Source organism: Rhodoferax sp. BLA1, assembly GCF_013416775.1.
Lineage (GTDB): Bacteria > Pseudomonadota > Gammaproteobacteria > Burkholderiales > Burkholderiaceae_C > Rhodoferax.
In genome coordinates this window covers 529,213-554,464 of the sequence record NZ_SZVI01000012.1, presented here as the reverse complement: position 1 = coordinate 554,464, position 25,252 = coordinate 529,213, and the positions used below count along the sequence as shown (strand labels likewise).

Annotated in this window: 27 protein-coding genes and 2 pseudogenes; 20 read left to right on the top strand and 9 right to left on the bottom strand. The window is 55.0% G+C overall.

Annotated elements, in window-relative coordinates:
- Positions 1 to 54 precede the first annotated feature (54 nt).
- The 6 genes from FDG13_RS21385 to FDG13_RS15265 form a co-directional block, all read right to left on the bottom strand.
- Positions 55 to 408 carry a DNA-binding protein gene (locus FDG13_RS21385; RefSeq protein WP_180129335.1) on the bottom strand — a complete coding sequence of 118 codons (354 nt, stop codon included), beginning with the start codon at positions 406 to 408 and terminating at the stop codon, positions 55 to 57.
- A gap of 915 nt (positions 409 to 1,323) precedes the next feature.
- On the bottom strand, positions 1,324 to 4,458 hold the full coding sequence (locus FDG13_RS15285) for an efflux RND transporter permease subunit (protein WP_180129332.1): 3,135 nt from the start codon (positions 4,456 to 4,458) through the stop codon (positions 1,324 to 1,326).
- Positions 4,459 to 4,469: 11 nt separating this feature from the next.
- A complete protein-coding gene (locus tag FDG13_RS15280; protein WP_180129330.1) occupies positions 4,470 to 6,089 on the bottom strand; it encodes an efflux RND transporter periplasmic adaptor subunit in 1,620 nt (539 codons plus the stop codon).
- Positions 6,086 to 7,357 (bottom strand): TolC family protein, encoded by a 1,272-nt coding sequence (locus tag FDG13_RS15275; RefSeq protein ID WP_180129315.1) that lies wholly within the window; start codon positions 7,355 to 7,357, stop codon positions 6,086 to 6,088. Before FDG13_RS15275 ends, FDG13_RS15280 begins: the two co-directional genes overlap by 4 nt.
- Before the next feature lie 7 nt (positions 7,358 to 7,364).
- A complete protein-coding gene (locus tag FDG13_RS15270) occupies positions 7,365 to 7,508 on the bottom strand; it encodes a hypothetical protein (RefSeq protein ID WP_158081208.1) in 144 nt (47 codons plus the stop codon).
- Between the two features lie 211 nt (positions 7,509 to 7,719).
- Entirely contained in the window at positions 7,720 to 8,103 is a 384-nt protein-coding gene (locus tag FDG13_RS15265; protein WP_180129313.1) for a copper-binding protein, read from the bottom strand.
- Positions 8,104 to 8,653: 550 nt separating this feature from the next.
- Between FDG13_RS15265 and FDG13_RS15260 the strand changes: the two genes are divergently transcribed.
- The 9 genes from FDG13_RS15260 (at position 8,654) to FDG13_RS15220 (ending at position 15,310) form a co-directional block, all read left to right on the top strand.
- A complete protein-coding gene (locus FDG13_RS15260) occupies positions 8,654 to 8,935 on the top strand; it encodes a CopK family periplasmic copper-binding protein (protein WP_143541539.1) in 282 nt (93 codons plus the stop codon).
- A gap of 281 nt (positions 8,936 to 9,216) precedes the next feature.
- On the top strand, positions 9,217 to 9,687 hold the full coding sequence (locus tag FDG13_RS15255) for a hypothetical protein (protein WP_180129310.1): 471 nt from the start codon (positions 9,217 to 9,219) through the stop codon (positions 9,685 to 9,687).
- Between the two features lie 11 nt (positions 9,688 to 9,698).
- Positions 9,699 to 9,980 (top strand): DUF2933 domain-containing protein, encoded by a 282-nt coding sequence (locus tag FDG13_RS15250; RefSeq protein WP_078363157.1) that lies wholly within the window; start codon positions 9,699 to 9,701, stop codon positions 9,978 to 9,980.
- Positions 9,977 to 10,633, top strand: coding sequence for an isoprenylcysteine carboxylmethyltransferase family protein (locus tag FDG13_RS15245; RefSeq protein WP_078363156.1), 657 nt, complete (start codon positions 9,977 to 9,979; stop codon positions 10,631 to 10,633). Before FDG13_RS15250 ends, FDG13_RS15245 begins: the two co-directional genes overlap by 4 nt.
- Entirely contained in the window at positions 10,626 to 10,883 is a 258-nt protein-coding gene (locus FDG13_RS15240) for a heavy-metal-associated domain-containing protein (RefSeq protein WP_370528230.1), read from the top strand. Before FDG13_RS15245 ends, FDG13_RS15240 begins: the two co-directional genes overlap by 8 nt.
- Positions 10,884 to 10,919: 36 nt before the next feature.
- Positions 10,920 to 11,552, top strand: a complete 633-nt coding sequence (locus FDG13_RS15235) for a LemA family protein (RefSeq protein ID WP_180129306.1) — start codon at positions 10,920 to 10,922, stop codon at positions 11,550 to 11,552.
- The gene (locus FDG13_RS15230; RefSeq protein ID WP_255435275.1) at positions 11,549 to 12,409 is read left to right on the top strand and encodes a YgcG family protein; all 861 of its coding nucleotides are present in this window, start codon (positions 11,549 to 11,551) and stop codon (positions 12,407 to 12,409) included. Before FDG13_RS15235 ends, FDG13_RS15230 begins: the two co-directional genes overlap by 4 nt.
- A 2-nt stretch (positions 12,410 to 12,411) precedes the next feature.
- Positions 12,412 to 12,912: a TPM domain-containing protein gene (locus FDG13_RS15225; protein WP_078363154.1), complete on the top strand. Its 501-nt coding sequence runs from the start codon at positions 12,412 to 12,414 to the stop codon at positions 12,910 to 12,912.
- A 19-nt stretch (positions 12,913 to 12,931) separates the two neighbouring features.
- The gene (locus FDG13_RS15220; RefSeq protein WP_078363153.1) at positions 12,932 to 15,310 is read left to right on the top strand and encodes a heavy metal translocating P-type ATPase; all 2,379 of its coding nucleotides are present in this window, start codon (positions 12,932 to 12,934) and stop codon (positions 15,308 to 15,310) included.
- 131 nt (positions 15,311 to 15,441) lie between these two features.
- Here the strand turns inward: FDG13_RS15220 and FDG13_RS15215 are convergent.
- Positions 15,442 to 15,750, bottom strand: a pseudogene (locus FDG13_RS15215) (copper-transporting ATPase); the annotation flags it as partial.
- A gap of 193 nt (positions 15,751 to 15,943) precedes the next feature.
- Here FDG13_RS15215 and FDG13_RS15210 point away from each other — a divergent pair.
- The gene (locus FDG13_RS15210; protein ID WP_078363151.1) at positions 15,944 to 16,225 is read left to right on the top strand and encodes a CopK family periplasmic copper-binding protein; all 282 of its coding nucleotides are present in this window, start codon (positions 15,944 to 15,946) and stop codon (positions 16,223 to 16,225) included.
- Positions 16,226 to 16,346: 121 nt separating this feature from the next.
- Positions 16,347 to 16,655 carry a flagellar hook-basal body complex protein FliE gene (gene fliE, locus FDG13_RS15205; protein WP_078366692.1) on the top strand — a complete coding sequence of 103 codons (309 nt, stop codon included), beginning with the start codon at positions 16,347 to 16,349 and terminating at the stop codon, positions 16,653 to 16,655.
- Positions 16,656 to 16,681: 26 nt separating this feature from the next.
- On the opposite strand, the gene FDG13_RS15200 is transcribed toward fliE, so the two are convergent.
- The gene (locus tag FDG13_RS15200) at positions 16,682 to 18,913 is read right to left on the bottom strand and encodes a cation-translocating P-type ATPase (RefSeq protein ID WP_180129303.1); all 2,232 of its coding nucleotides are present in this window, start codon (positions 18,911 to 18,913) and stop codon (positions 16,682 to 16,684) included.
- Positions 18,914 to 19,037: 124 nt separating this feature from the next.
- Between FDG13_RS15200 and FDG13_RS15195 the strand changes: the two genes are divergently transcribed.
- The 9 genes and pseudogenes from FDG13_RS15195 to FDG13_RS15160 all read left to right on the top strand — a co-directional run bounded on the left by FDG13_RS15195 (position 19,038) and on the right by FDG13_RS15160 (position 24,671).
- Complete coding sequence (locus FDG13_RS15195) at positions 19,038 to 19,235, top strand: heavy-metal-associated domain-containing protein (protein ID WP_078363150.1); 198 nt, start codon at positions 19,038 to 19,040, stop codon at positions 19,233 to 19,235.
- On the top strand, positions 19,232 to 19,678 hold the full coding sequence (locus tag FDG13_RS15190) for a MerR family DNA-binding protein (protein WP_078363149.1): 447 nt from the start codon (positions 19,232 to 19,234) through the stop codon (positions 19,676 to 19,678). The genes FDG13_RS15195 and FDG13_RS15190 overlap by 4 nt, the downstream gene beginning before the upstream one ends.
- A 207-nt stretch (positions 19,679 to 19,885) precedes the next feature.
- Positions 19,886 to 20,185, top strand: coding sequence for a CopK family periplasmic copper-binding protein (locus tag FDG13_RS15185; RefSeq protein WP_180129300.1), 300 nt, complete (start codon positions 19,886 to 19,888; stop codon positions 20,183 to 20,185).
- 345 nt (positions 20,186 to 20,530) lie between these two features.
- Positions 20,531 to 20,698: pseudogene (locus tag FDG13_RS21180) on the top strand (transposase); the annotation flags it as partial.
- A 26-nt stretch (positions 20,699 to 20,724) separates the two neighbouring features.
- On the top strand, positions 20,725 to 20,847 hold the full coding sequence (locus FDG13_RS21175) for a hypothetical protein (protein ID WP_255435274.1): 123 nt from the start codon (positions 20,725 to 20,727) through the stop codon (positions 20,845 to 20,847).
- Positions 20,848 to 21,203: 356 nt separating this feature from the next.
- A complete protein-coding gene (locus FDG13_RS15175) occupies positions 21,204 to 22,310 on the top strand; it encodes a TolC family protein (protein WP_180129297.1) in 1,107 nt (368 codons plus the stop codon).
- An 18-nt stretch (positions 22,311 to 22,328) separates the two neighbouring features.
- A complete protein-coding gene (locus tag FDG13_RS15170) occupies positions 22,329 to 23,714 on the top strand; it encodes a multicopper oxidase family protein (RefSeq protein WP_180129294.1) in 1,386 nt (461 codons plus the stop codon).
- A 73-nt stretch (positions 23,715 to 23,787) separates the two neighbouring features.
- A complete protein-coding gene (locus FDG13_RS15165; RefSeq protein WP_078363146.1) occupies positions 23,788 to 24,279 on the top strand; it encodes a plastocyanin/azurin family copper-binding protein in 492 nt (163 codons plus the stop codon).
- Between the two features lie 50 nt (positions 24,280 to 24,329).
- A complete protein-coding gene (locus FDG13_RS15160; protein WP_180129291.1) occupies positions 24,330 to 24,671 on the top strand; it encodes a copper-binding protein in 342 nt (113 codons plus the stop codon).
- Positions 24,672 to 24,792: 121 nt separating this feature from the next.
- Here FDG13_RS15160 and FDG13_RS15155 read toward each other — a convergent pair whose 3' ends face one another.
- Positions 24,793 to 25,236 carry a DUF411 domain-containing protein gene (locus FDG13_RS15155; protein WP_180129529.1) on the bottom strand — a complete coding sequence of 148 codons (444 nt, stop codon included), beginning with the start codon at positions 25,234 to 25,236 and terminating at the stop codon, positions 24,793 to 24,795.
- Positions 25,237 to 25,252 lie beyond the last annotated feature (16 nt).

The window sequence follows — 25,252 nt, the reverse complement described above, 5'->3', positions numbered from 1 at the left end:
TGATTGGGGAACCAATAGACGTGCTGGCACCGCAAGTGAGCTGGTGGCTAGCACTCATATTTGATTGAGTCGGTAGTTGCTGACCGATAGCGCCCAAGACCAATTGAATAACGGTTGAATTGGTTTTTTTGCAGCAACGGGCTGTTGATCAGCGATCGATATCTGCGGAACAGGCTGGGCAATAACGTCACAGCTCAAGTCTTTGCAAGACTGGGGGCGCAAGCCCAAAAGCACAGCTATTTTGTAGCTTTCCCCTCTGAGGCACCTACTCTTTCCGCTCAGAACAGCGTAGAGAGTGCGTCGATCAACATTGTTCTGCCTTGCCCACTCACTACAGCTGATTCCGCTTTGTGCAAACAAATCTCGGATTTCAGCAAACTTGACAGCCGGGATTTCAGTGGACTTCATATACGAGATATTAAATCAGCTTCGCACTCATTCCAAGATATTCTAGAAATAAATCTGAGATTTAACACATTTAGATCAAAATTAGTCCAAAGATCACTGCATGTAAATTTAATAATGCATATTGACTACTTCATTAATTAATATACAAAACATCTTTTGCAGCAAAAGAAATAGGGCATTCCAAGATGAGACAAGAGGTGACATCAGTTTGTTATTACTGACAACTTTTTGTGGGCAGCATCTCTTGTAATTGCGAAGTTGAATCACTTGGCTTTTCAACGACGCGTTCAAGTTAATGCACTAGGGTGAACGCAGGAATCTGGTGCTACACGGCGAATGGATACGGTTCGTGAACAAGCGGGTGAGTTACTCTGACGATCCGCAGAACATGCACAGCCGAGTGTTCTTGCCTGAGGGCATGGTGCCTATTTCGGTGCAATCGCCCCCACCCCGCCAGAGCTTAAATAGGCGTGAAAACGCGCTGACTGGCGTTGAACACGACTGTGGCTATCTCTTGTTATTGCCCACTGGAAGACGGTTTGAGACTCCGTTGGAGCCAGTCAACTTTTGGGATCACCAGCAAGTTTCGACCCATTGCGGTCTTAGCCTCTGGCGATTTCAACGCCGGAAAGCTGACATTCGCTGATGGGAATCAGCAGACCCGCAATGACCGCTTGCGGGAGACCCAATCTTTAAAGTGGTAGTCGTGTCTCGACCAGGAATTGAGGCTCAACAATGGCCGGTATCGAGATGCCAAAATCAAAATTCCCTCCCAGATTAAAGTCCACTTGTTGAAGTATCTCTGCCTGGCACAGGACACATCTCACTCAGAGCACTGCCATATCCAATTTGATTCATGCTTGAAAATAAATCTAACTGAAGAAGGCCAGTGGTTTCAAACTTCAGGGTGAACGATTAGCCCTCCAACCCCCTCTTTAACCGCCACTGTTTGACCAGCGCGTAGATCGCAGGAATCACCGCCAGCGTCAGCACCGTGCTTGACAACATGCCGCCGACCATCGGCGCGGCGATACGACTCATGACTTCAGAGCCGGTGCCGGTGCCCCACATGATGGGAAGCAGGCCAGCCATGATCGCCACCACCGTCATCATCTTGGGCCGCACGCGCTCGACAGCGCCTTCCATCACCGCTTCGTAAAGATCACCAACGGCAGGCTCGCGCCCTTCTGCACGGCATTTAACCTTGATAGCCTCCCAGGCATGGTCGAGGTAGATCAGCATGATCACGCCGGTCTCGGCGGCCACACCGGCCAGCGCGATGAAGCCCACCGCCACCGCCACCGACAGGTTGTAGCCCAGCGCCCACATCAGCCAGATACCACCCACCAGGGCAAATGGCACCGAGAGCATCACGATCAGCGTCTCGGTGATGCGCCGGAAATTCAGGTACAGCAGCAGGAAGATGATCAGCAGCGTGACCGGAATCACCACCTTCATTTTCTCGATGGCGCGCTCCATGTTCTCGAACTGGCCGCTCCAGGTGGCGTAATAACCACTTGGGAAGGTCACCTGCTCGGCCACGGCTTTTTTAGCGTCATGCACATAACCGCCAATGTCACGGTCGCGGATGTCAACATAGATGTAGGCCGACAAAAGAGCATTTTCGGTCCGGATGCCCGGTGCGCCCTTGGCCACCACTACCTTGGCCAATTGTCCCAGCGGGATCATCGCGCCATCCATGGTTGGCACCAGCACCTCACGTGCGATTTGCTGCGGGTCGCCACGTAATTCACGCGGGTAACGCACCGTCACGCCAAAGCGTTCCCGGCCCTCGACCGTCGTTGTCACCATCTCCCCCCCCAAGGCGCTGCCAACCACGTCAAGCAGGTCGCCCACGGCCAGGCCGTACCGCGCCAACTGCGTGCGATCGGGTTCGATGTTGAGGTAAAAGCCGCCGGTGATGCGCTCGGCAAAGGCACTGCTGGTGCCCGGCACGGTCTTGACCACGGCTTCGATCTGCCGGGCCAGCTTTTCCATTTCAATCAGGTCCTTGCCAAACACCTTGATGCCAATCGGCGTGCGGATGCCGGTGGACAACATGTCGATGCGGGCCTTGATTGGCATGGTCCAGGAGTTGGCCACACCGGGGAACTGCAGCGCCTTGTCCATCTCGGCAATCAACTTGTCCATGGTCAGACCGGCACGCCATTCGGATTCGGGTTTGAGGTTGATCACGGTCTCGAACATCTCGGTCGGTGCCGGGTCGGTGGCGGTGTTGGCGCGCCCTGCCTTGCCAAAAACCGAGGCCACCTCGGGGAAACTCTTGATGATCTTGTCCTGCGTTTGTAACAACTCAGCGGCCTTGGTGATCGACATGCCGGGCAACGAAGCTGGCATGTAGAGCAGGCTGCCTTCGTTGAGCGTGGGCATGAATTCAGAACCCAACCTGGAGGCCGGATACCAGGAAACCAGCAGTGTCAACAGTGCCAGGAAGATGGTCACTTTTTTCCAACGCATCACGCCGGTGATGATTGGCCGGTAGACCCAGATCAGAAACCGGTTCACTGGATTTTTGGACTCGGGCATCACCTTGCCGCGGATAAACAGCAGCATCAGCACCGGCACCAGCGTCACCGACAGCAGCGCCGCACTGGCCATGGAAAAGGTCTTGGTGTAGGCCAACGGCGAGAACAGCCGCCCCTCCTGCCCTTCCAGTGCAAACACCGGTAAAAACGACACGGTGATGATCAGCAGCGAGAAAAACAGCGCCGGGCCAACCTCCTTGCAGGCAGCCAGCATGGCCTCAAAACGGTCATGCGTGCTGTGGTTTTCGGGCAGGCGCTCCAGGTGTTTATGGGCGTTCTCGATCATCACAATCGCCGCGTCAATCATCGCGCCGATGGCAATCGCAATGCCGCCCAGGCTCATCAGATTCGAGCTCATGCCCAGCAACCGCATGGCGATAAACGCCATCAGAATGCCCACTGGCAGCATCAGAATCGCTACCAAGGCGCTGCGCACATGCAGCAGAAAGACGATACACACGGCGGCAACGATCAGCGATTCTTCCAGCAGTGTTCGTTTGAGGGTGTCAATGGCGCGGTAGATCAGCTCGGAGCGGTCATACACCGCCTGCACTGTCACCCCTTCGGGCAGGCCCGGGCCAATCTCGGCAATCTTGTCTTTGAGGTTGGCGATGACTTCCAGCGCGTTTTCACCGTAACGCGCCATGGCAATGCCTGAGACCACTTCGCCCTCACCATTGAGTTCCGTCAAGCCACGGCGCTCGTCGGGCACCAGTTCCACACGGGCAATGTCACGAATCAGCACCGGTGTGCCCTTGTCGGCCTTGACCACCAGCATCTCGATGTCGCCTTTGCCACGCAGATAGCCTTTGCCACGCACCATGTACTCGGTCTCGGCCATCTCGACCGCACGGCCCCCCACATCGCGGTTCGAGTCGCGAATCACCTGCGCCACCTTCATCAGCGGAATGCCGTAGGAACGCAGCTTGACCGGGTCGACGGTCACCTGATAGGTCTGGACAAAGCCACCAATCGACGCCACCTCGGCCACACCGTGTGCCTTGGTCAGCTGGTAACGCACATACCAGTCCTGGATGCTGCGCAGCTCGGCCAGGGTTTTGTTCTTGGCGATCAACGCGTATTCGTAGACCCAGCCAACGCCGGTGGCGTCCGGCCCGATCTGTGGCGTGACGCCCTTGGGCATACGGCCTGAGGCAAAGTTCAGGTACTCCAGCACCCGTGAGCGAGCCCAGTAGATGTCGGTGCCATCTTCAAAGATGATGTAGACAAACGACGCGCCAAAAAACGAGAAGCCGCGTACCACTTTCGATTTAGGCACCGACAACATGGCGCTGGTCAGCGGGTAGGTCACTTGGTCTTCCACCACCTGCGGCGCCTGGCCGGGCACCTCGGTGTAGACGATGACCTGCACGTCCGACAAGTCGGGCAGAGCGTCAATCGGCGTGCGCAGTACCGCAAACACCCCGCCCGCGACGATGAACAAGGTGGCCAGCAGCACCAGGAAACGGTTGCGGCCTGACCAGTCGATGATTTTTGACAACATGGCGTTTCCCGTTAATGGCCGGAATGCACGCTGCTGGCGGTTGAACCGGCTGCTTTGTTGTCTGCCAAAGGCTTGACGCTGGTGATCACCCACTCCCCGGGCTGACGCTCGACAAACTCGACTGCCACTTTGGCACCTGGCTTAAGTGTTTTGAGCAATGCCTCGTTGGCCACGTTGAACTCCATCGTCATCGCTGGCCATTTGAGGCTGGCAATGGGACCGTGGGCAATGCTGACCGTACCGGACTTGGCATCTACCTCTTCGACCGTGCCTTGCGCCTGATGACCGGCGCTGGCCGGGCCGGCTGCACCAGATGCGGCCGGTGCCGCAGAATTGGGTGTTGCTGCGCCCGCGAAGCCACCTATTGCGGCCTTGAGATTGCTTTCGGCATCAATCAGGAAGTTGGCCGCAACCACCACCTGCTCACCTTCCTTGACCCCGTCGATCACTTCGACATAGGTGTCGCTGCGCGCACCGAGTTTGACCTCGCGCGGCTCGAAGCGGCCCTCTTTGAGCTGGACCAAGACAATTTGCCGGGTACCGCTGTCGATCACCGCCGACACCGGTACAGTCACCGCCTGAGCTTTGTCCGAGACTTGAAGTTCCATCTGGGCAAACATTCCGGGCTTGAGCAGTCCGCCTGGGTTAGCCATCTCCACCCGCACCGGCACCGTTCGCGTTTCTGCTTTAAGTGTGGGGTAGACATAAGTCACCTTTCCCTCGAACAGCTTGTCGGGGTAAGCGGTGATCCTGACCTGCGCTTTGGCGCCGGTCCTGACCAGTCCCAGATCTTGCTCAAACACATCCGCCACCACCCAGACGGCCGACAAATCGGACACCTGATAAAGCGCGTCGCCGGGCATGAAACGCATACCCTGCACCGCCTTCTTTTCAGTCACGATGCCCGACACCGGTGAGCGAAAAGTCATCGTGCGTCTGATTTCACCAGAGGCCACCAGGGTCTTGATCTGCTCCTCGGAAATATCCCAGTTCTTGAGCCGCTGCAGGCTCGATTCGACCAGTCGCCCCATGCCCAACTGTGCCGAGCTGTCGGCACCCTTGAGTGACGCGGCGCCCTGAACCGCGATCGCATATTCACGCTGCGCCGACACCAGTTCGGGGCTGTAGACCTCGAACAGCGGCTGACCCTTGGCGACGAACTGGCCGGTCACATTGACATGCAAGCGTTCGACATAACCTTCAAACTTGGGCGAGATCATCGCAATGCGGCGTTCATCGGGCTCCACGCGGCCGGCGGCATGAATGGTCCGATCCAGGCTGCGCAGCTGGGCAGCTTCGGCACGCACGCCAAGTTTTTGGACCTTCTGGGTGCTGATGTTGACTTGATTCGGCGATGCAGCGCTGTCGTCGGTGGAGGCGCCCTCAAACACAGCGATGTAGTCCATGCCCATCGGGTCTTTTTTGGGCACCGGCGAGGTGTCGGGTAAGCCCATCGGATTGCGGTAGTACAACAGTTTTGGCTGTTTGGGGGTATCTGGTGCGCCTGTGGACTGAACTGCGGCAGTTGGCGCATGTTGTGCTGCCTTGCCCGACTGTCCTAACCAATAACCACTGCCCACGGCAGCAACCAAAGCGATCACACCTACAGAGATAGCTGCACCTGATTTCATAATTCTTCTCCCAAAAGCTTTTCAATCTCAGCCAAACGCATCTGTGCGTCAACTTGCGCCTTCAGTTGTCCCAAGCGGGCCTGGCGAATTTGCCGCTGTGCGTCCAGCAGAGTTGCAAAGTCGAGTTTGCCGTTTTCGTATCCCGCCAAGGCCGCCTGAAAAGTCAATTCGGCCTGTGGCAACAAGCTGGTCTTCAAAAGTTCCTCGGTCCTTTGCGCCGCTTGCATGCCAGCCAGGTTTTCAGACAAATCGGATGCGACTTGGTTAGCCACAGCCTCACGACGTGACTGAGCTGCCGCCAGCATGGCTTGGGCCTCACGCTCCTGAGCGCGTCGTGTGCCCTGTTGCAGTGGAATGTTCATCTCCAGCATCAGACCCCACTCGGTTACGCGGCTCTGCATTTGCGTGGGCGTGATGGCCAGCGTGAAGTCCGGGTAGCGGTTCTTCAGGCTCAGCTCACGAGACAGCTCTGCCGCCCTGATACGCGCGTCCTCTGAGAAGAGCTGCGGATTACGCTGGCGCACCCGCTCCAACAACGAATCGGCATCGAGCGAGGCCGCAGCAGGCAGCACTGACAGACGCTCAGGAGCAGCCAAAGGTGCGCTGGATGGCCGCGCCAACAAGGCGTTAAGCCGTGCGTCGGCCTGGCGGGCTTCGCTTTCTAGTGCCACCAATTCAGTTTGTATGGTGGTTTGCTCCACCTGGGCGCGAATGGCATCCTGCTGCATGGCCAACCCTCCGGCGTAGCGCACCTGGGCCACATTGGACAAGCGGTTGGTCAGGTCGAGTAATTCCTGTGTGAGTTTCCTGGTGTTGTACAGAAAGTAACGCTGGGCATGGGTGGTTTTCACTTTGGCGGCCAGTTCCGCCCAAGTCCCTTGTGCCTTGCCATCAACAGCTTGTGCCTCTTGACCAGCAATGGCACGCTTCAAATCTCGTTTTCCCCACCAGGGCAGGTCTTGCATGAAGGTGTAGACGGTGCTGCCGGTATCGTTGGGCAACAGCGTGGCTGATTGCGAACCGCCCTTGGTGATGTCCATCCATTCCACCCGGAATTTCGGGTCCATCAAGGCGCCGGCCATAACGACTCGCTCGCTGGCGGCTTGGGCTTCCTTGCGCATGCTGGCGTAGTCCGGGTTGCTCGCTTTGGCGATGGCCAGCAAACCTTCGAGCTGGGCGCCGGGCAAGGTCTCCTGTGCCAGCACAGGTGCAGCACTGCCCCAGGCCAGCAGCGTCAATAAGGCAGCCGATTGAAAAATGTCTTTCATAATGATCCTATAGATGTTGGGCGAGTGCGTCTTCGACGAGCTTCATTAACTCGTCAAAACCGAACTGTGGCAGCGGTTTGCCGTTGACAAAATACCACGGCGTCATCGTCACTTTCAGAGTTTGGGCATCCGCCAGATCACACGTGGCCAAGGCCGTTACTTCAAGGGCAGTCGCGTCGTTTTACAGGCGAGCCAGGTTCAATCCCAGGTTTTGCAGCAAGGGGCCGATGCATTGCCCATCGACCGTGTGGATGATCATCCAGGTATCTTGGCTGGCATGCAGAGATTGCAGTATGACTTCAAACCGGCATTGTTGGTGCGCAGCCACCAGAACCTTGACCAGCGCATAAAACTTGTATCAGTTATTTCAATGCTTCAAAACGCAGCACGGTCATGCCTCCGTCGGCGGGGTCGGTGGCAAAGCGAATCTTTTGTCCGACCTGCATCTTGTCGAGCCAAGTGATGTCCTTGACCTTGTAGGCCATGGTCATGGGCGGCATGCCGTTCACCGACCCATGCGCCAGGGTCACTGTTCCCTTTGTCTTGTCGACCCGCTTGACCGTGCCTTCAGCCATGCTGGTGTCGGCGCCATGTTGGGCCGCCATGGTGGCAGCGCTTCCCTGCATGCTGCCACCAGCCATGGCACCGCCCTTCATACTGCCGTGATCCATTTGCGCCAAGCCAAGTGTCGAAAATCCCACTCCAGCAACAGCCAGAATCAAGGTGAAAAAAGAACGAGCGTTCATGAGGGAACTCCTTTGTGAAATTGGATGTCCGATTTTGAACCGCCGAAACGAACAACAAGTTGACCCGAAAATTACATTTGTGTCATCTTCGAAATCTCATGCTCGACTTTCTATTTCAATCAGCTGTTGGCATTAAGACGACAGTGAAGAAGGCAATTTGATTGATCTGACTGACTCTGACGAAATTCGCACTTCTGGATATCGTCGTTGACTAACCGATTACCTGGCAAAGACACAAAGTCTTTGAGACCGCATCTGGGCTGTTGCCTTCATGCATCTATGAACTCAGACTTGGCACTTGAGCGTTTTCCAACTGAGACTGAGTGCATAAGCCGGCGTGGAGGAAGAGCATTAATCCACCGAGACGTTCGTGTTTTTCAGAACCCGTCAATGTGATTCGAAAACTTTCTTTAGGTGTCTTTTTTGTAATTTTGCGGTCATGCCTTTGTTGGGGTTGGACTTCTACATTAACACCAGTGATGCAGCAGTTGCGTCACCGGTCCCCGAGAAACTTCGGGGAGAACTGCAATCATCTTGAAGGAGTTTTATCATGTCAATTCGTAAATCCATTCTGGTTCTGAGTCTTGCTTTGCCTGCCCTGTCTGCATTCGCAGTGACCAATCAGGATATTGTGAAGTCCACCCAACTCAAGGACGGCGCTATCGTGCATCAGTTTAAAGACGGCAAGATGGCCATGGAAAACAAGTTTGGAAAAGTTGTTCGCATGCAAGAAGGCGCAGCGATGGAAACCGCGAATGGTCAAACAATCACCATGAACGGGGATGAGGTCGGCAGGCTGGCTTACTACGTCAAATTGGAAAACCGCCGCTAACGAGCCCGTAACCAGGAGTGATGCGGACATTTCAGCACCGCATCATGATCTGGTGCAAGTGTGGTAACCAAGAGGCCATCTTCAAACAACGTCTGGGCGAGGTGCAAAGGAATTCACATGCGGAATCCTCCACTTGTCGATATTGAACTTTTCCATCCAGCGAAAGCTTTCAATAAGTTGCTTAGCGCACGGACGCTTGGCGCTCTGACTGCTTCACTCGCACTGCTCACCAATTTGGGCATGGCATTGGCATTACCCATTTCCACCAACCGGAGTTTCAAATGACAACTTTTCGTCAAACTGTTCTGCCTCTAGTTATGGCTGCCGCTGCATTTGGCGCCTATGCGCAAACGGACGCCCAACATGTTCAACATCATCCGGCTGATTCTGTAAAAAAGGCGGCTGTAGCCAAGCCGAAAGCATTGGTCAAGGAATCGATGGCCGCTATGGATAGCCAAATGAAAGTTATGCGCGAGATGCATGAAAAGATGATGGCGGCAAAAACACCGGAAGAACGCAACGCGCTTATGGCTGATCACGCGAAGGCCATGCAAGACGGCATGAACATGATGGGTTCGATGGCCTCCATGGGTGGCATGAAAGGCATGGGCAGCACGGACTCTGGCGCAAACAAAGGGCGTGTGCCCTTGGACATGATGGCCCACCCCGAGATAATGGAAAAGCGCATGGAAATGATGACTTCCATGATGCAAATGATGATGGATCGCCTTCCTGACGATCCCGCAAAGTAAGGAGCCCAATCATGGACCATGACCATGAAACCCCAGACCAACCGCCAAGCTTTTGGAGTTCCCGATACGCCGTGGGACTATTGGTGATTGGCGCAGCAGCTGCGTATTACTTGTTGACGGAGCACCTGGCTCATGTTGCAGGAGCTTTGCCCTGGCTGCTCTTGTTGGCATGTCCCTTGATGCATGTCTTCATGCACCACGGACACGGAGCTCATGGTCACGGTCAAGGTGGCGGTCCACCCATTGATGATTCCAGCAAATCGAGCAATCCGCGGCCGGGAGAATCAGCATGAGCCATGATCAACCTGCCTATGGGTTGTGGACGTTGGTGATCTTCAATTCAGCGATTTTCATCATGTTTGGCTACAGCTTCTTCAAACCCGCAACGGCCAGGGATTGGAGAACGTTTAGTGCGTTCTCTGCCTTTATCGTGGCCCTGTTTGTGGAGATGTACGGGTTCCCATTGACCATCTATCTTCTGTCCGGTTGGTTGCAAACCAAATACCCTGGCTTGGACATCCTGACCCATGACGCTGGACATTTATGGTCCACACTGCTGGGCGAAAAGGGTGATCCTCATTGGGGGCCTCTTCATATTGCGAGTTATATCTTCCTGGGCCTGGGTTTCTACCTGTTGTCGAGTGCTTGGAATGTGCTGTACCACGCCCAACGCAGGCACGTATTGGCAACGGCGGGACCTTACGCCCGTATCCGTCATCCGCAATATGTGGCCTTTGTCCTGATTCTCTTTGGCTTCCTATTGCAATGGCCGACCTTGTTAACCCTGTTGATGTTTCCAGTCTTGCTAACGATGTATGGGCGCTTGGCAGTCACCGAAGAGGCAGAGATGCGGTCGCAATTTGGCGAGATGTATACGCGTTACGCCCAGCAGACGCCACGTTTTTTTCCGCACTTTCATCAGTCGTCTGCGACATCTGGTGGCTGAGCCATGTGGAGCTACTGGGATTGTTTCGCAAAATAGAAAAAAGGGAATCGAAGGTGATTTGAGGGTTCACGACATCACATGCGAATCGTGCGTGAAACATGTCACGACAGCATTGCAAGCTGTTCCTGGTGTAACTCGTGTGGAGGTGGATCTGGCAAGTGGCCGCACACGTGTGGTCTCTTCTGGATTCTCGAAGACATCTGGGTGCCCGTCCAGCCTGGATAACAAAGTCGCCTGCTGCTGCGCATAACGCTGGCATCTTTCTTTTATATCGGAGGCACAAAAAATGCGCAAACTTCTCATCTTCATCGTGTCTGCCACGATCCTTGGGTTGACGGGCTGTGGATACAACAGCTTTCAGAGCACCGACGAGCAGATCAAGGCCAGCTGGGCTGAGGTGCTGAACCAGTATCAGCGTCGATCGGATCTGGTACCCAACCTGGTCAGCACCGTGAAGGGCGAGACCCAGTTTGAGCAAGACACGTTGATCAAAGTGGTCGAGGCACGCTCAAAGGCAACGTCCATACAGGCGACTCCTGAGCTGATCAACGATCCCGCTGCTTTTCAGAAGTTCCAACAGGCACAAGGCCAATTGTCGGGAGCCCTGTCGCGCCTGCTGGTGGTATCCGAGAACTACCCCAATCTCAAAGCCAACCAGGCATTCAGGGATTTGCAGGCGCAGCTGGAGGGCACAGAAAACCGCATCACGGTCGCCCGCAACCGGTACATCAAATCAGTTCAGGAGTACAACGTGACGGTGAGGTCATTCCCATCGAATCTGACTGCAATGGTGTTTGGATACAAAGAAAAAGCCAATTTCACGGTGGAGAACGAGAAGGAAATCTCCAAGCCGCCGTCCGTCAGCTTTGACCGCCCAGCGGCTGCGCCAAAAGGCGCTGCATCCGGAGTCACAAAATGACCATCAAAGGGGCGATGCACCGCGGGTGTCTTGCTGTCTGGCTGACGTTTGCATTGTTCGTTCCAGGACTTGCCGATGCACAGGTCGCAGTGCCTCCCTTGGTGGGACACGTCACCGACCAGAGCAGCACGCTCACGCAGGAGCAGAAAGCCCAGCTCGAACAAGCATTGACTGCCTTTGAAGCGCGCAAAGGCACGCAATTGGCCGTGCTGATGCTTGCCACCACGCTGCCCGAAGGCATTGAGCAATATGCCTTGCGGGTGGCCGAGCAATGGAAGCTGGGGCGCAAGAAGGTAGATGACGGCGTCATTCTGGTGGTGGCAAAGGACGATCGCACCGTACGCATCGAAGTGGGCTATGGCCTGGAAGGCGCACTGTCAGACATCGTCAGCAAGCGCATCATCAGCGAGACCATCGTGCCGCGCTTCAAGCAAGGTGATTTCTACGGCGGTGTGCAAGCCGGCACGGCGCAGATCATGCAGGTGGTGGATGGTGAACCTCTACCGGCAACCCAGAGCAACCCAAGAGGGAACGATCAGAGTCTTCGGCAGTTCGTGCCATTTCTGTTCATTGTGGCCCTGGGAGTTGGCGGTGTGCTGCGCCATGTCGTTGGAAAGTTTGGTGGGTCCTTGATCACGGGGGCCATCGTGACTGGCCTTGCCTGGATGTTGATTGGGACCTTGCTTTATGCCATCTTGGCCGGTATTGCTTCCATGTTTGTCACATTGATTGGAGCAGGCACACTGCTTCGTGGCGTCGGAGGCTATTCTGGTGGTGGTCGAGGTGGATTCGGCGGTGGCGGATTCCGGGGTGGCGGTGGTGGTTTCGGCGGCGGCGGCGCGTCGGGAAGGTGGTAGCCATGCATATCCAGCGTTTTATGCGACACCTGCTGTTTACCGATTGGCAGTTGCACCGGGCCTTCACGCCACAGAGCCTGCGCGCCATAGAGCAAGCGATCCAGTCCAGCGAACAACAGCATGGCGGCGAGATTCGATTTGCCGTGGAAGGTGGTCTGGACGGCATGCGCTTGCTCAAGGGCCAATCCTCGCGCGAGCGCGCCCTTGAAGTGTTCTCCCAACTGCGAGTCTGGGACACCGAGCACAACAACGGTGTCCTGATTTACGTTTTGCTGGCAGACCATGCGGTTGAAATCGTTGCAGACCGGGGAATCCATGCCAAAGCTGGCAATGAAACTTGGGCCGCCATCTGCCATGACATGCAAAAGGCGTTTTCCAGTGCCGCGTTCCAAGCCGGCGCATTGCAGGGCATTGCGGCACTTGCCAACCTGATCGGAGCGTATTTCCCAGCGCAGGAAGCGCGCGTTAACGAGCTTCCCGATGCCCCGGTCTTGTTGACCTGACAAACATTGCAGAAATACTATGAATACCCACCAACACGACGAACACGCGCATGCGCACCACCATGGCGCCGGGAGCGCTGTGCCTCAAGCAGACAATAGCACCGAAAAAGGCAGCACTGAGGCTCTGAAGGATCCCGTGTGCGGTATGACGGTGACGGACCAGTCCTTTCACCGATCCAAGCATATGGGTCGTACGTTCTTCTTTTGCGGCCCCAAGTGCAAAACGAAATTCGATGCCGCTCCCATGCAGTACATGGGGGAACCCACTGCCAAAACGGCCGCTGCACCAACGGTTGCAGGGACGATTTACACCTGCCCCATGCACCCCGAAATTCGCCAGGATCATCCAGGCAACTGCCCGAAATGTGGGATGACGCTGGAACCCCTGATGCCTGCGCTCGATGATGAGGAAAATTCAGAGCTGCAAGACTTTCAGCGGCGTTTTTGGTGGACGCTGCCTCTCACTGCCGTGGTTTTTGTGCTGGCGATGGTGGGCCATCGCCTGCAGTGGATGGATATGACGGTGCAGAGTTGGGTCGAATTTGCGCTGGCAACGCCCATCGTCCTGTGGGCGGGATGGCCGTTTTTTGTACGCGGTGCAGAGTCCGTCATGAACCGCAGTCCCAATATGTGGACATTGATTGGTCTTGGCACTGGAGCAGCGTACCTCTACAGCGTGGTGGCGACCATTGTGCCAGGTGTATTTCCGGATTCATTCATCTCCATGGGCCGGGTGGCTGTCTATTTTGAAGCGGCTGCGGTCATCATTTCACTGACACTTTTGGGGCAAATGCTGGAACTCAAGGCGCGTTCCCAGACTTCAGCGGCAATCAAATCGCTGCTGGGACTGGCACCAAAAACGGCGCGCCGTGTGAAAACCGATGGCACCGAGGAGGACATTGAACTCTCGCATGTTCATCTGGGTGACTTGTTGCGGGTGCGCCCGGGCGAAAAGGTTCCAGTCGATGGCATCGTCACTGAAGGCAGCAGTGCACTCGATGAGTCCATGTTGACTGGCGAACCTCTGCCTGTTACCAAACGCGTGGGCGACAAGATCATTGGTGCAACGCTGAACACCAGTGGCGCGTTGGTGATGAAGGCTGAAAAAATCGGGTCTGACACCGTCCTGTCCCAAATCGTTCAAATGGTCGCACAGGCCCAACGCTCTAGGGCTCCGATGCAGCGCATGGCGGATGAGGTCGCTGGGTACTTTGTCGTGGCAGTTGTAAGCATCGCCATGCTCACTTTCATTGGTTGGGGGCTTTGGGGTCCTGAGCCAAGCTGGGTGTACGGATTGATCAACGCCGTCGCCGTATTGATCATCGCTTGCCCCTGCGCACTGGGGCTGGCCACACCCATGTCGATCATGGTGGCCACTGGGAAAGGGGCGACGCAGGGAATACTGTTTCGCGACGCCGCAGCCATTGAAAACCTGCGCAAGATCGACACCCTGATCATCGATAAAACCGGTACTCTGACAGAAGGGCACCCAAGTTTTGAAAAGACGGTGCCGAGTGCTGGGTACGAAGCTGACGAAGTTTTGCGTCTTGCCGCAAGCCTTGATCAGGGAAGCGAACATCCTTTGGCGGCAGCCATTGTGACCGCCGCGCGTGATCGCAAACTCATATTGGAAAAGCCAGAGAACTTTGAATCAGGCTCTGGCATTGGTGTGCAAGGCCAAGTTGCAGGAAAACATTTGGTCTTGGGAAATACTACTCTGATGCAGCAAATGAAGATTGCGGTGGATGAGTTGAAAGGACAGGCTGAAGCCCTGCGGACCGAAGGTGCCAGCGTCATGCACCTTGCCGTTGATGGAAAGCTCGCCGGATTGCTCGCGGTCTCCGATCCCATCAAGACCAGTTCGATGGAGGCCCTCAGGACACTCAAGGCATCAGGCATCCGCATTGTGATGGCAACGGGTGACGGTCTGACCACGGCCAAAGCAGTTGGCGCAAAGCTCGGCATCGATGAAGTACATGGGGAGGTCAAGCCTCAAGACAAACTCAATTTGGTCGAGCAGCTGCAAAAGGACGGCCGTATCGTGGCCATGGCGGGTGACGGCATCAATGATGCCCCGGCCCTGGCAAAAGCCAATGTGGGAATTGCAATGGGAACGGGAACTGATGTGGCAATGAACAGCGCTCAGGTCACTCTGGTCAAGGGGGATTTGCGTGGCATTTCTATCGCCCTGGCACTCTCAAATGCCACTGTCGGCAACATGAAACAGAACCTGATGTTTGCATTCCTGTACAACGCACTGGGCATCCCCGTGGCTGCTGGGGTCCTCTATCCCTTCACCGGTTGGGTACTGTCACCTATGATTGCTGCCTTGGCAATGAGCTTTAGTTCGGTGTCGGTTATTGGCAATGCACTGCGGTTGCGATCTGCTCGGCTTTAGTGGTTCGCCAGGCACATGGGGTGTCATGTTCTGCAAAATTTCAAGAGCACTTCGTCACCACTTCCACGCTTCACTGTGCAGCCTTCCATCGCTTTAACAGTAGTGCATTACTCACCACACACAAACGAATGCCATGTCAGCAGAATGACGACTGCCAGCACCAGAACCACTGGAACAAATACCGCGCTGAACTGATAGACCATCCGCTGGATCGGTGCTTTGGCAGCTTGCGCGTCCTCCACCACCCGGATGATGTGGGACAACACGGTTTCGCTGCCTACTGCGCCGACCTGCATCACGATGCGCCCTTCGCCATTGATTGAGCCACCTGTGAGGGCTGTGCCCACGTCTTTGGCTACGGGAAGGGGCTCGCCAGTGAGCATGGATTCGTCCACCTCGGTATGCCCCTCAAACAACGTTCCATCAACCGGAAAACGTTCGCGATGCTTGATGTCGTTTTTCAGAACCCGTCAATGTGATCCGAAAACTTTCTTTAGGCGTCCTTTTTGTAATTTTGCGGTCATGCCTTTGTTGGGGTTGGACTTCTACATTAACACCAGTGATGCAGCAGTTGCGTCACCAGTCCCCGAGAAACTTCGGGGAGAACTGCAATCATCTTGAAGGAGTTTTATCATGTCAATTCGTAAATCCATTCTGGTTCTGAGTCTTGTGTTGCCCGCTTTGTCGGCTTTCGCTTTGGACAACACCGATGTCGTGAAGTCCACCCAACTCAAGGACGGCTCAACTGTGTATCAGTTCAAAGACGGCAAGATGGCCATGGAAAGTCAGTTCGGAAAAGCCGTGCGCATGCAAGAAGGCACAACGATGGAAACAGCAGACGGTCAATCGATCACCATGAAAGGAGACGAGGTAGCTAAGCTGGCCCAAGGCATTTATAAACACAACCGCAACTAGGGTACTGACCGGTGCAGGCGTACCCAAGAGGTTTTGCCCGCATTAGAGCCCAGTGCCGTGCGCACTGGGCGGTTGGGCACTTGCCCTCAACTCAGCCGATTTGCAGCCTATAGGCATGCTCATGAACCTCACAATCAAGTCACCCGAATTAATACGTGCTGTCGTGGATCTAAATCCACCGCTCCGCAAAAGTCAGGGTTCATCTGAAACCGGATTTCAGGATGCTCTGGTGCAGGCCTTGAGTTCAACAAGCAATCTTCAAAAAGAGTCTGGGCGACTTACCACGGCGTTCACCCTCGAAAATCCAACCGTTAGCCTTGAGCAAACCATGTTGGCAGGTGTTAAATCAAATGTCGCGTTTCAGGCGACCTTGCAGGTACGCAACAGGGTTGTCCAGGCATATACAGATGTCATGAATATGCAGGTGTGAAGAGCAGCTTTGCGCAGCATAAAAACCTATTGTTTGTCCGGTTTCCAACGCTTTAGTAGCAGTGCATTACTCATCACGCTGACCGAGCTCAAAGCCATTGCGGCACCGGCCATGACTGGGCTTAAAAAGCCGAACGCCGCCAAAGGAATGCCTGCAACGTTATAGGCAAACGCCCAGAATAGATTTTGACGAATTTTGGCAACGGTCTTATCTGAAATATCCAGCGAGGCAACGACTAGCGTGGGATCGCCTCGCATGAGGGTGATCCCTGCTGCGTGCATTGCAACATCGGTGCCGTTGCCCATTGCCAAGCCAACATCCGCAACGGCAAGTGCAGGAGCGTCGTTAACTCCATCGCCCACCATGGCAACGGTATAACCGCCCTCTTTGAGGGCCATGACCCTGGCGGCCTTTTCGCCTGGCAGCACTTCCGCCATGACTTCACCATCCTCTGGTCGCAAGCCAAGGCGACGTGCCATAACTTCGGCAGCACCTTGGTTGTCACCAGAAATCATCACGGTTTTGATACCGCGTCGCCGCAACGTGGCGAGCGCTTCCTTCGCTCCAGGCTTGGGTTCATCTCCAAACGCCATTACTGCTCGCAGAGTCAAGCCTTGTGCCGTGCGCTCAGCAATCGCAGAAACAGTGGCACCCTGGCTCTGCCACTCAACAGCCAGCGATTTCACTGCGAGGGTGTCAACATTGAGTTCTTCCATCCATCTCAGGCTACCAATCAAGAAATTACGCGCACCCACCGCACCCTCGGTGCCTCGACCGGCGATTGAGCGAACACTCTCGGGAGCTTCGAACACTTGTCCACACTCTTGAGCTCTTGCCACCACAGCACGCGCCAGTGGATGCTCGCTACCGCTTTGCACACTTGCTGCTATCTGCAGCACTTCGTCCTCGGAGATCCCATGCAACGGGAACAGGCTCGTCAATTTGGGTCTACCTACTGTCAGCGTGCCAGTTTTGTCAAACGCAACCACATCAACCTTGTGGGCCAACTCAAGGGCCTGGGCATCCTTGATCAAAATGCCATGCCTGGCAGCCACGCCAGTGCCCGCCATGATGGCTGCTGGTGTAGCCAGGCCCAATGCGCAGGGGCATGCAATCACCAGCACAGCCACCGCGCGAATCACTGCGAGCTCAAACGAATGCCCTGTCAGCCACCAGCCCAGCAGAGTGGCGACTGCCAGCACCAGAACCACTGGAACAAATACCGCACTGACCTGATCCACCATCCGCTGGATCGGTGCTTTGGCAGCTTGCGCGTCCTCCACCAGCCGGATGATGTGGGACAACACGGTTTCGTTGCCTACTGCGCCGACTTGCATCACGATGCGCCCTTCGCCATTGATTGAACCACCGGTGAGGGCTGCGCCCACGTCTTTGGTTACGGGAAGGGGCTCGCCTGTGAGCATGGACTCGTCCACCTCGGTATGCCCTTCAAACAGCGTTCCATCAACCGGAAAACGTTCGCCAGGCTTGACCACCAGTTTGTCACTGACAAGCACCTCAGCCACGGGAACATCCACTTCGCCGTCCAACCCCAGCAGATGAGCCATGTTGGGGCGTAGCGCATGGAGTGCGCGTATGGCGGAGGTTGTTTGCCACTTGGCACGGACTTCGAGCCACTTGCCCAGCAACACAAGCGTGATAACAATCGCTGAGCCTTCGAAGTAAAGATGAACCACGGCACCTGCTTCGGCCGTCAACCACAACCACACCGACAACGCCCAACCTGCTGTCGTGCCAATAGATACCAACAAGTCCATGTTGCCGGTTCGGGCCTTGAGTGCGTGCCAGCCCGCCCTGTAAAAGCGTGCCCCAAGGCCGAACTGCACGGGTGTTGCCAGTAAAAATTGCCACCACGGGGGCAGCATCCAGTGCTGTCCGAACAAATCACCCAGCATGGGAGCGGTCAGCGGCATAGACAGAAACAGTCCGATGGCCACAGGCATAAAGCCCAACCAAGGTGAAGCTTCTTGAGCATCTAGACCCGCCTCGGCGGCCCGAGGTTCGTAGCCAGCGTCGCGCACGGCACGGCGCAGGAGCGCCTGCATGTGCACACCTGGTGCTGCCAAAATGCGGGCCGACTCGGTAGCCAAGTTGACGGTGGCATCTTGAACGCCTGGCACTTTTCTGAGCGCCTTTTCGACTCTTGAAACGCAAGAGGCGCAAGTCATGCCCCCTATGCCTATGTCCACTGGTTCAGAAATAGTAGTGACGATTGATTGTGTTGGATAAGTAGTCATGCCGGCAAGCGTAATCCTTGACACTGTGGCAAGGTCAAGCACAAAGATTCCATGCTTCTAACCCTTGACCTTCCCATGGTGGGAGGCTTCAAGCTATGCTTTCCAATGTTTAAAAGGAGTTTTTATGAACCAATCTTTCACCGTCACGGGCATGACATGTGGCCATTGTGAAAAAGCAGTCGCTCGTGCCGTCAAAGGGATTGATCCAAAAGCCGAAGTGACGATTGATCGACACCTCAATAAGGTGGAGGTGGTTTCCACGTGTGCGCCTGAACTGATTTCCAAGGCCATCACGGACGAAGGCTATATCGTCGTCCAATGAAAGCTGACATAAAGGTCACTGCTGACTTGGTTGGCACCGTTTGGCCGGTGACAATTGGTGTCGCAGCGCGTCTTTCCAAGGTGTCGGCCAAGATGATCAGGCACTATGAAGGACTGGGTTTACTGGCTCCAGTGGCACGTACAGACAGCGGTTACCGTCAATATGGCGAGGCAGATGTGCGCACTCTGCAGTTCATCAAACGCGGGCGGGAACTTGGGTTTTCCATGATCGAGATTGCGGAACTGGTGGGATTGTGGCGCAACCGAACGCGTGCAAGTGCCAGTGTCAAACGCGTTGCACAAAAGCATGTTGAGGACTTGGCCGTACGCATTGAGGCCATGCAGTCCATGCAACGGACCTTGGCTTCGCTGCTAACACATTGCCCAGACAATGAACGACCTGACTGCCCAATTTTGGATGACCTGGCGGGTGGGTGTTGTTAATTCTGCCCGCGTTTCACGATCACGCAAGACAGCAAGAAAACTCCATGATATTCGGCTTATGACCCAAATCCTACATATCTGTAATTTCTGGGTCATGCTGCTGACAGTACCCGAGTTCTACATTAACCCCTGTGATGCAGCAGTTGCATCACTGGCCCTACTGAAGAACTCAACAGGGCACCGATATCATCAAAATGGAGTTTTATCATGTCTATTCGCAAATCGCTGATCGCCTTGAGTCTTGTCGCTACCGCTCTGTCGGCTGTTGCCGCAGGTCCAGATGTCTCAAAAGGTGATGCCGCCATCGTGCAGTCCGTGCAACTCAAGGATGGAACCACGATGCACCATTACAAGGACGGCAAGATGTCCATGGAAGATTCAATGGGGAAAATCGTTTACATGAAGGACGGCGTATCAATGGAAACCAGCGACGGAAAAACAATCTCCATGTCTGGTAACGAAGTTGCTAGACTCTTCACGCAAAAGAAATCGGAAACCCGCAAGTAAATTTCGGGGTGCAATCTACATCTTGGAGCGTCAGGAAGCCACAAATGCGTCCTAGAACAAGATGTCGCACCTCCACCCGCATTCTTTATTCGGTCTTTCTGACTAAGGCAATGCTGATTTAGTCCCAACCTGGCCCGTGATTTGCATGATTCATTGCAAACACCGACTGCCAGATTTATTGCATGGCTGCGAGCAACGCGTCTATGGCGACAGTGCCTATGCCAGCCAGAAGGAGCTGATCCACAGTGCCGCACCCAAGGCCAAAGACTTCACCAATCAGCGCAGTCGCCGCGCTGGGGTTGTCGTTGAGGCGATTTGCGCCAAGAACCGCAACATATCCAAAAAATCCGCTCACGCGTGGAGCATGTCTTTGCTGTGGTCAAGCGGCTGTGGGGATTTGGCAAGGTGCGATACCGCGGATTGCAAAAGAATGCGACACGGGTATTTACTGCTCTGGCACTGACCAACATCTATCTCAGTCGAGTGTGGTTGATGGCAAAGGTGCGTCCATGAGGGCGCGATAGGGGGACGAAAGACCCATGAAACACCCCAAAGGGGGAAACGCTGGCTCGATTGGGCGCGGTTTCGACTACGTCGCCCGGTTTGACAACAACGGTGTCACCGATGCCGGTTTTTCCGACATCGGAAATAAGCACTTGTGATCAGAGCTCGCGGTCTTGATCCGCCCCCCCCGGACTTCTGAGAAGCTAATGCACTACAGACAGTCACTTTTGTTATGCAAATCGGTCAGCAGCAAGTTGAAGCCTCAAAGCGACTTGACGTGATTGCACATCATTCAGTGCATTCGCCGACACAACCCACGCCAACAGCTTCAATGGCAGCCCGATCTGATGATCAGGTGCGTGCAAGCAACGCCATTTTTTAGTGAATTTTCTATTGTCGGATTTAACACATCACTGATGAACATTACGACTATGTAATTTTCGAGACATTCAAATGACATTTGTTAGCCCGCACAATAAGAACTGTTTGATCCACATCAAAAGGAAGTTAAATAGTGACTCTCAAACTTAAAATAAAACATGTGTGGCCAGTTATGGTTTTGGGTTTCGTGTCGATTCCATTGACATTGTCAGCACAGACGACTGCTCCCGACTCGGGCACAGACTGGCGAAATGCAAACGATGCGGTGGGGCAACTCAAGCGAGGCCATGCGGATGTACTCAAATGGGAAAAAGCCAATGAGTCGCCCTCGACAACACAAGGGCAGGTCGCCAATGGGCTCAAGCTGCTAACGATAGAAGATATTACTCGTCAGGCTTGGCGAGCTCACCGCGATTTGGCTCGGTCGTTGACTCGTCTTGACACGGCCACTGTGGCACATATCGTGACGGGCCGCTGGACAGAAGTTGACCCCAGCCTTCAGCGCAAAGTGGACGGTATGGACGAGGTGCTGGAGGTGGCCGTACAAGGGCGAAAAGCCTGGTTGCAAGCGGTTGCCACACGTCAAGCTCTGGCGCAGTACCGTGCAGCCCTGGATGCTACCGAAGCTGCAAATGAATTGGGCAGGCGCATGGTCAACGTGGGCAATTGGAGCAAGCTGCAACAGACTCAGATGCAACTGGCCCAGTCAACCGCCAAAATGAATCTGGTACGCGCCCAATACACAGCGGACCAGGCTCAGGCTGGTTTGATAAAGCTACTGGGTTTAAGAGGTCAATACACGCATGTGACGCTACCCGATTCCCTGCCAGATGTGCCCCCACAACTTGTCCCACGCGATGAATGGCGGAAAAAGGTAACGGCGATACAAGCGCAACTGCCAATTGCTGAAGGCATACGCAACCAATCCAACGTCGAATTGGCGCTGGCCGCATATCAGGCCAGCCACGCATTGGTCAAAGGCACGCGGGATGAGGTGCTAAAGGTGCGCGAATTCATCAGCGAGGAAACTCTCCTGCACTACAACGGGATGTTGAGCAGTGTTTGGGATTTGCTGGATGAATCTCGCAATCAGTCACAGGCCGTGATCGACGCCATAGGTGCTCGGCGTGACTTCTGGATCGCCGAGGCCGACTTGCAGTGGGTGCTGCAAGGCGGTGAACCAGAAAGTTTTGTATCGCTGGGCGGTGGTGGCGACACTGCCGCACCCGCTGCGCACTAATAAGAAGGAATGAAGAACATGCATCTCAACTCACGTCGACAATTTTTCGCCGGCGCTGCCGCATCGGTGGCTGGCTTGGCTGTGGCGCGCTCGGCGCTGGCGGGCTTGCCTGAGCCGGTCATCCAGACTTCGGTGGAAACGGCACCTCCGTTGATCCCTACCACGGGAAGACCCTATAACCCGGTTGTCACCCTAAACGGCTGGACCTTGCCCTGGCGCATGAACAACGGAGTCAAGGAGTTTCACTTGGTGGCCGAACCGGTGGTGCGAGAGGTATCCCCAGGGTTCAAGGTCAACATGTGGGGCTACAACGGTCAAAGTCCGGGTCCGACCATCGAGGTGGTGGAAGGTGACCGCGTGCGCATTTTTGTCACCAACAAATTGCCTGAGCACACCACCATCCACTGGCATGGCCAGCGCTTGCCCAACGGCATGGACGGTGTCGGCGGGCTGACCCAGCGCGCCATTCCTATGGGCAAGACCTTTGTCTACGAGTTCGAGGCGCGTAGGCCAGGCACCTTCATGTACCACCCCCACGCGGATGAGATGGTGCAAATGGCTATGGGCATGATGGGCATGTGGGTGACGCACCCGAAGGCCAAACACCCGTACATCAGCGAGGTGGACCGGGACTTCTGTTTTCTCCTCAATGCTTTTGACGTGGAGCCTGGCAGCAAGACACCCAAGATCAACACCATGACCGACTTCAATATCTGGTGTTGGAACAGCCGCGTTTTCCCGGCCATCGACAGCTTGAACGTGCGCCTGAACGACCGCGTTCGCATTCGGGTTGGCAATCTCACCATGACCAACCACCCGATCCATCTGCATGGCCATGAGTTTCTGGTCACCGGCACCGACGGTGGCCCGACGCCGCCCGGCACGCGCTGGTATGAAGTCACCACCGATTTGGCGGTAGGGCAGATGCGCCAGATTGAACTGCTTGCTGACGAAGAAGGTGATTGGGCCATGCATTGCCACAAAAGCCACCACACAATGAACGCCATGGGGCACGCCGTACCAACGATGATCGGTGTGGATCACCGCGGGCTGGTCGGGAAAATCCAGAAAGTGGCACCTGATTACATGCTGATGGGCGAGCGCGGCATGGCCGATATGGGCGAAATGCAGATGCCCATCCCAGACAACACGGCTCCCATGATGACCGGCACCGGTCAGTTTGGACCGCTGGAGATGGGCGGTATGTTCACCGTGTTCAAGGTGCGTAAGGACCAGAAACCAGGGGATTACAGCGACCCCGGACACTATAAGTTTCCAGCCGGCACCGTGGCTTACGAGTGGAATGGCACCACACCACAGACCGCACGCCCAACTGGCAGTACCGAGACTGCGCCTGCTGCTGCAAGCGCCATCAAGCCCAGTGGCAAAGGAGTGTCGCACTAACTGTAAAACGCCGCCAAAGCCATTTGTCGCTCAATTTTTTCAGCGTTATCAACCCTCCATTAAATAAGTAAACATGAAATTTGCAAAACTCCTCCTGTCGAAGTCTTCCACACTGGTTTCCATCGCATTGCTTGCAGCATCTTCTGCCGCATTGGCCTCGGGATCTCACGCTGGAGGACATGGTGATTCGCCCACTGGAAAACCCGGAGTCGCTTCCAAAGTCAACCGTACGATCGAAATGGAGATGATGAACGGCATGCGCTTCAAACCCTCTGAAATTCGGGTCAAAAAGGGGGAAACGATCCGCTTTGTCTTAAAAAACACCGATGGCGTCAAACATGAATTCAGCCTGGGAACAGAAAAGGAACTGCTGGAACACTACGAGGTCATGAAGAAGTTTCCCGATATGGAACACGACGAGCCGAACAAGATCAGTCTGGCACCGGGCAAGCAGGGAGATGTGATATGGCAATTCACAAAGGCGGACACCATCAATTTTGCGTGTCTGCACCCAGGGCACTTCGAGGCAGGTATGAAAGGCCGCGTCATCGTAGCCGCCAAGTAAGGTCAACTCGCTATCGGTCCTTTGACTATTACCTTTTCAGGAAATACTTCATGAAACAAACGAAACCTTTGCTGGCTGCAATAGCCATAACCCTGCCGTCCCTATTTTTTGGCTCAGTTTTTGCACAGACGTCCCCAGACCACAACACAATGGATATGTCTGCAAAGCCTAGCTTGACAGACGGGGAAGTTCGAAAAATCGATAAAGAAGCGGGAAAACTCACTATCAAGCATGGTGAGATTAAACACCTTGAGATGCCTCCAATGACCATGGTTTTTGTGGCCAGAGACAAGTCCATGCTCGACATGGTAAAGGCTGGAGACAAGGTGCGCTTCATGGCTCTTCACGAAAATGGCCAGTTGATCGTCACAGAGCTACAGCCAATCAAGTAACTGACATGATGCAATCGCCCAGTGCGGATACCTGGCGCATTGGGCTTCATGTATCACTCCCGAGCTCGAAGCACAATTGACCAAAATAGGGAGAACCGTTGCTGTTGCGGGCGACTTGTGCTCATGAATAGGCATGAAAAACAGAGGAAGATCCATCGCGCTGAACCAACAGAACGTTGTAAGGATCTTTTCGGCCCCCGTATTCAGGGCCGTCCATACCAGGTGAGCCAACCGGCATACCCGGAACCGCCAATCCAACTGCACGCGGTCGCTCGATTAACAAGCGACGGATGTCGCGTCCTGGCACATGGCCCTCAAGGGCATAGCCCTTAACGAGCGCTGTATGACAGGAGCCCAATTTTTCTGGAATGCCGATCTTGCTTCGCTGAGCAGTTTTGGCTGACTCGCTCACCATGTAGGTCTTGACATCAAAACCTTCTTTTTCCAAGTGCGAAATCCAGTCTTTACAACAACCACAGGTTGGCGTCTTCCACACCTCGATCAACTCACGCGAAGGTGCCGCTTGAGTGGTCACCCAAGGCAACACAAGAACGCCAACGACCATTTCCCGCCGGTTCACA

Coding starts and splice junctions, on each gene's coding strand:
- FDG13_RS21385 (WP_180129335.1), bottom strand. CDS start 408: ATGAAGTCCACTGAAATCCCGGCTGTCAAGTTTGCTGAAATCCGAGAT.
- FDG13_RS15285 (WP_180129332.1), bottom strand. CDS start 4,458: ATGTTGTCAAAAATCATCGACTGGTCAGGCCGCAACCGTTTCCTGGTG.
- FDG13_RS15280 (WP_180129330.1), bottom strand. CDS start 6,089: ATGAAATCAGGTGCAGCTATCTCTGTAGGTGTGATCGCTTTGGTTGCT.
- FDG13_RS15275 (WP_180129315.1), bottom strand. CDS start 7,357: ATGAAAGACATTTTTCAATCGGCTGCCTTATTGACGCTGCTGGCCTGG.
- FDG13_RS15265 (WP_180129313.1), bottom strand. CDS start 8,103: ATGAACGCTCGTTCTTTTTTCACCTTGATTCTGGCTGTTGCTGGAGTG.
- FDG13_RS15260 (WP_143541539.1), top strand. CDS start 8,654: ATGTCAATTCGTAAATCCATTCTGGTTCTGAGTCTTGCTTTGCCTGCC.
- FDG13_RS15255 (WP_180129310.1), top strand. CDS start 9,217: ATGACAACTTTTCGTCAAACTGTTCTGCCTCTAGTTATGGCTGCCGCT.
- FDG13_RS15250 (WP_078363157.1), top strand. CDS start 9,699: ATGGACCATGACCATGAAACCCCAGACCAACCGCCAAGCTTTTGGAGT.
- FDG13_RS15245 (WP_078363156.1), top strand. CDS start 9,977: ATGAGCCATGATCAACCTGCCTATGGGTTGTGGACGTTGGTGATCTTC.
- FDG13_RS15235 (WP_180129306.1), top strand. CDS start 10,920: ATGCGCAAACTTCTCATCTTCATCGTGTCTGCCACGATCCTTGGGTTG.
- FDG13_RS15230 (WP_255435275.1), top strand. CDS start 11,549: ATGACCATCAAAGGGGCGATGCACCGCGGGTGTCTTGCTGTCTGGCTG.
- FDG13_RS15225 (WP_078363154.1), top strand. CDS start 12,412: ATGCATATCCAGCGTTTTATGCGACACCTGCTGTTTACCGATTGGCAG.
- FDG13_RS15220 (WP_078363153.1), top strand. CDS start 12,932: ATGAATACCCACCAACACGACGAACACGCGCATGCGCACCACCATGGC.
- FDG13_RS15210 (WP_078363151.1), top strand. CDS start 15,944: ATGTCAATTCGTAAATCCATTCTGGTTCTGAGTCTTGTGTTGCCCGCT.
- fliE (WP_078366692.1), top strand. CDS start 16,347: ATGAACCTCACAATCAAGTCACCCGAATTAATACGTGCTGTCGTGGAT.
- FDG13_RS15200 (WP_180129303.1), bottom strand. CDS start 18,913: ATGACTACTTATCCAACACAATCAATCGTCACTACTATTTCTGAACCA.
- FDG13_RS15195 (WP_078363150.1), top strand. CDS start 19,038: ATGAACCAATCTTTCACCGTCACGGGCATGACATGTGGCCATTGTGAA.
- FDG13_RS15190 (WP_078363149.1), top strand. CDS start 19,232: ATGAAAGCTGACATAAAGGTCACTGCTGACTTGGTTGGCACCGTTTGG.
- FDG13_RS15185 (WP_180129300.1), top strand. CDS start 19,886: ATGTCTATTCGCAAATCGCTGATCGCCTTGAGTCTTGTCGCTACCGCT.
- FDG13_RS21175 (WP_255435274.1), top strand. CDS start 20,725: ATGAAACACCCCAAAGGGGGAAACGCTGGCTCGATTGGGCGCGGTTTC.
- FDG13_RS15170 (WP_180129294.1), top strand. CDS start 22,329: ATGCATCTCAACTCACGTCGACAATTTTTCGCCGGCGCTGCCGCATCG.
- FDG13_RS15165 (WP_078363146.1), top strand. CDS start 23,788: ATGAAATTTGCAAAACTCCTCCTGTCGAAGTCTTCCACACTGGTTTCC.
- FDG13_RS15160 (WP_180129291.1), top strand. CDS start 24,330: ATGAAACAAACGAAACCTTTGCTGGCTGCAATAGCCATAACCCTGCCG.
- FDG13_RS15155 (WP_180129529.1), bottom strand. CDS start 25,236: ATGGTCGTTGGCGTTCTTGTGTTGCCTTGGGTGACCACTCAAGCGGCA.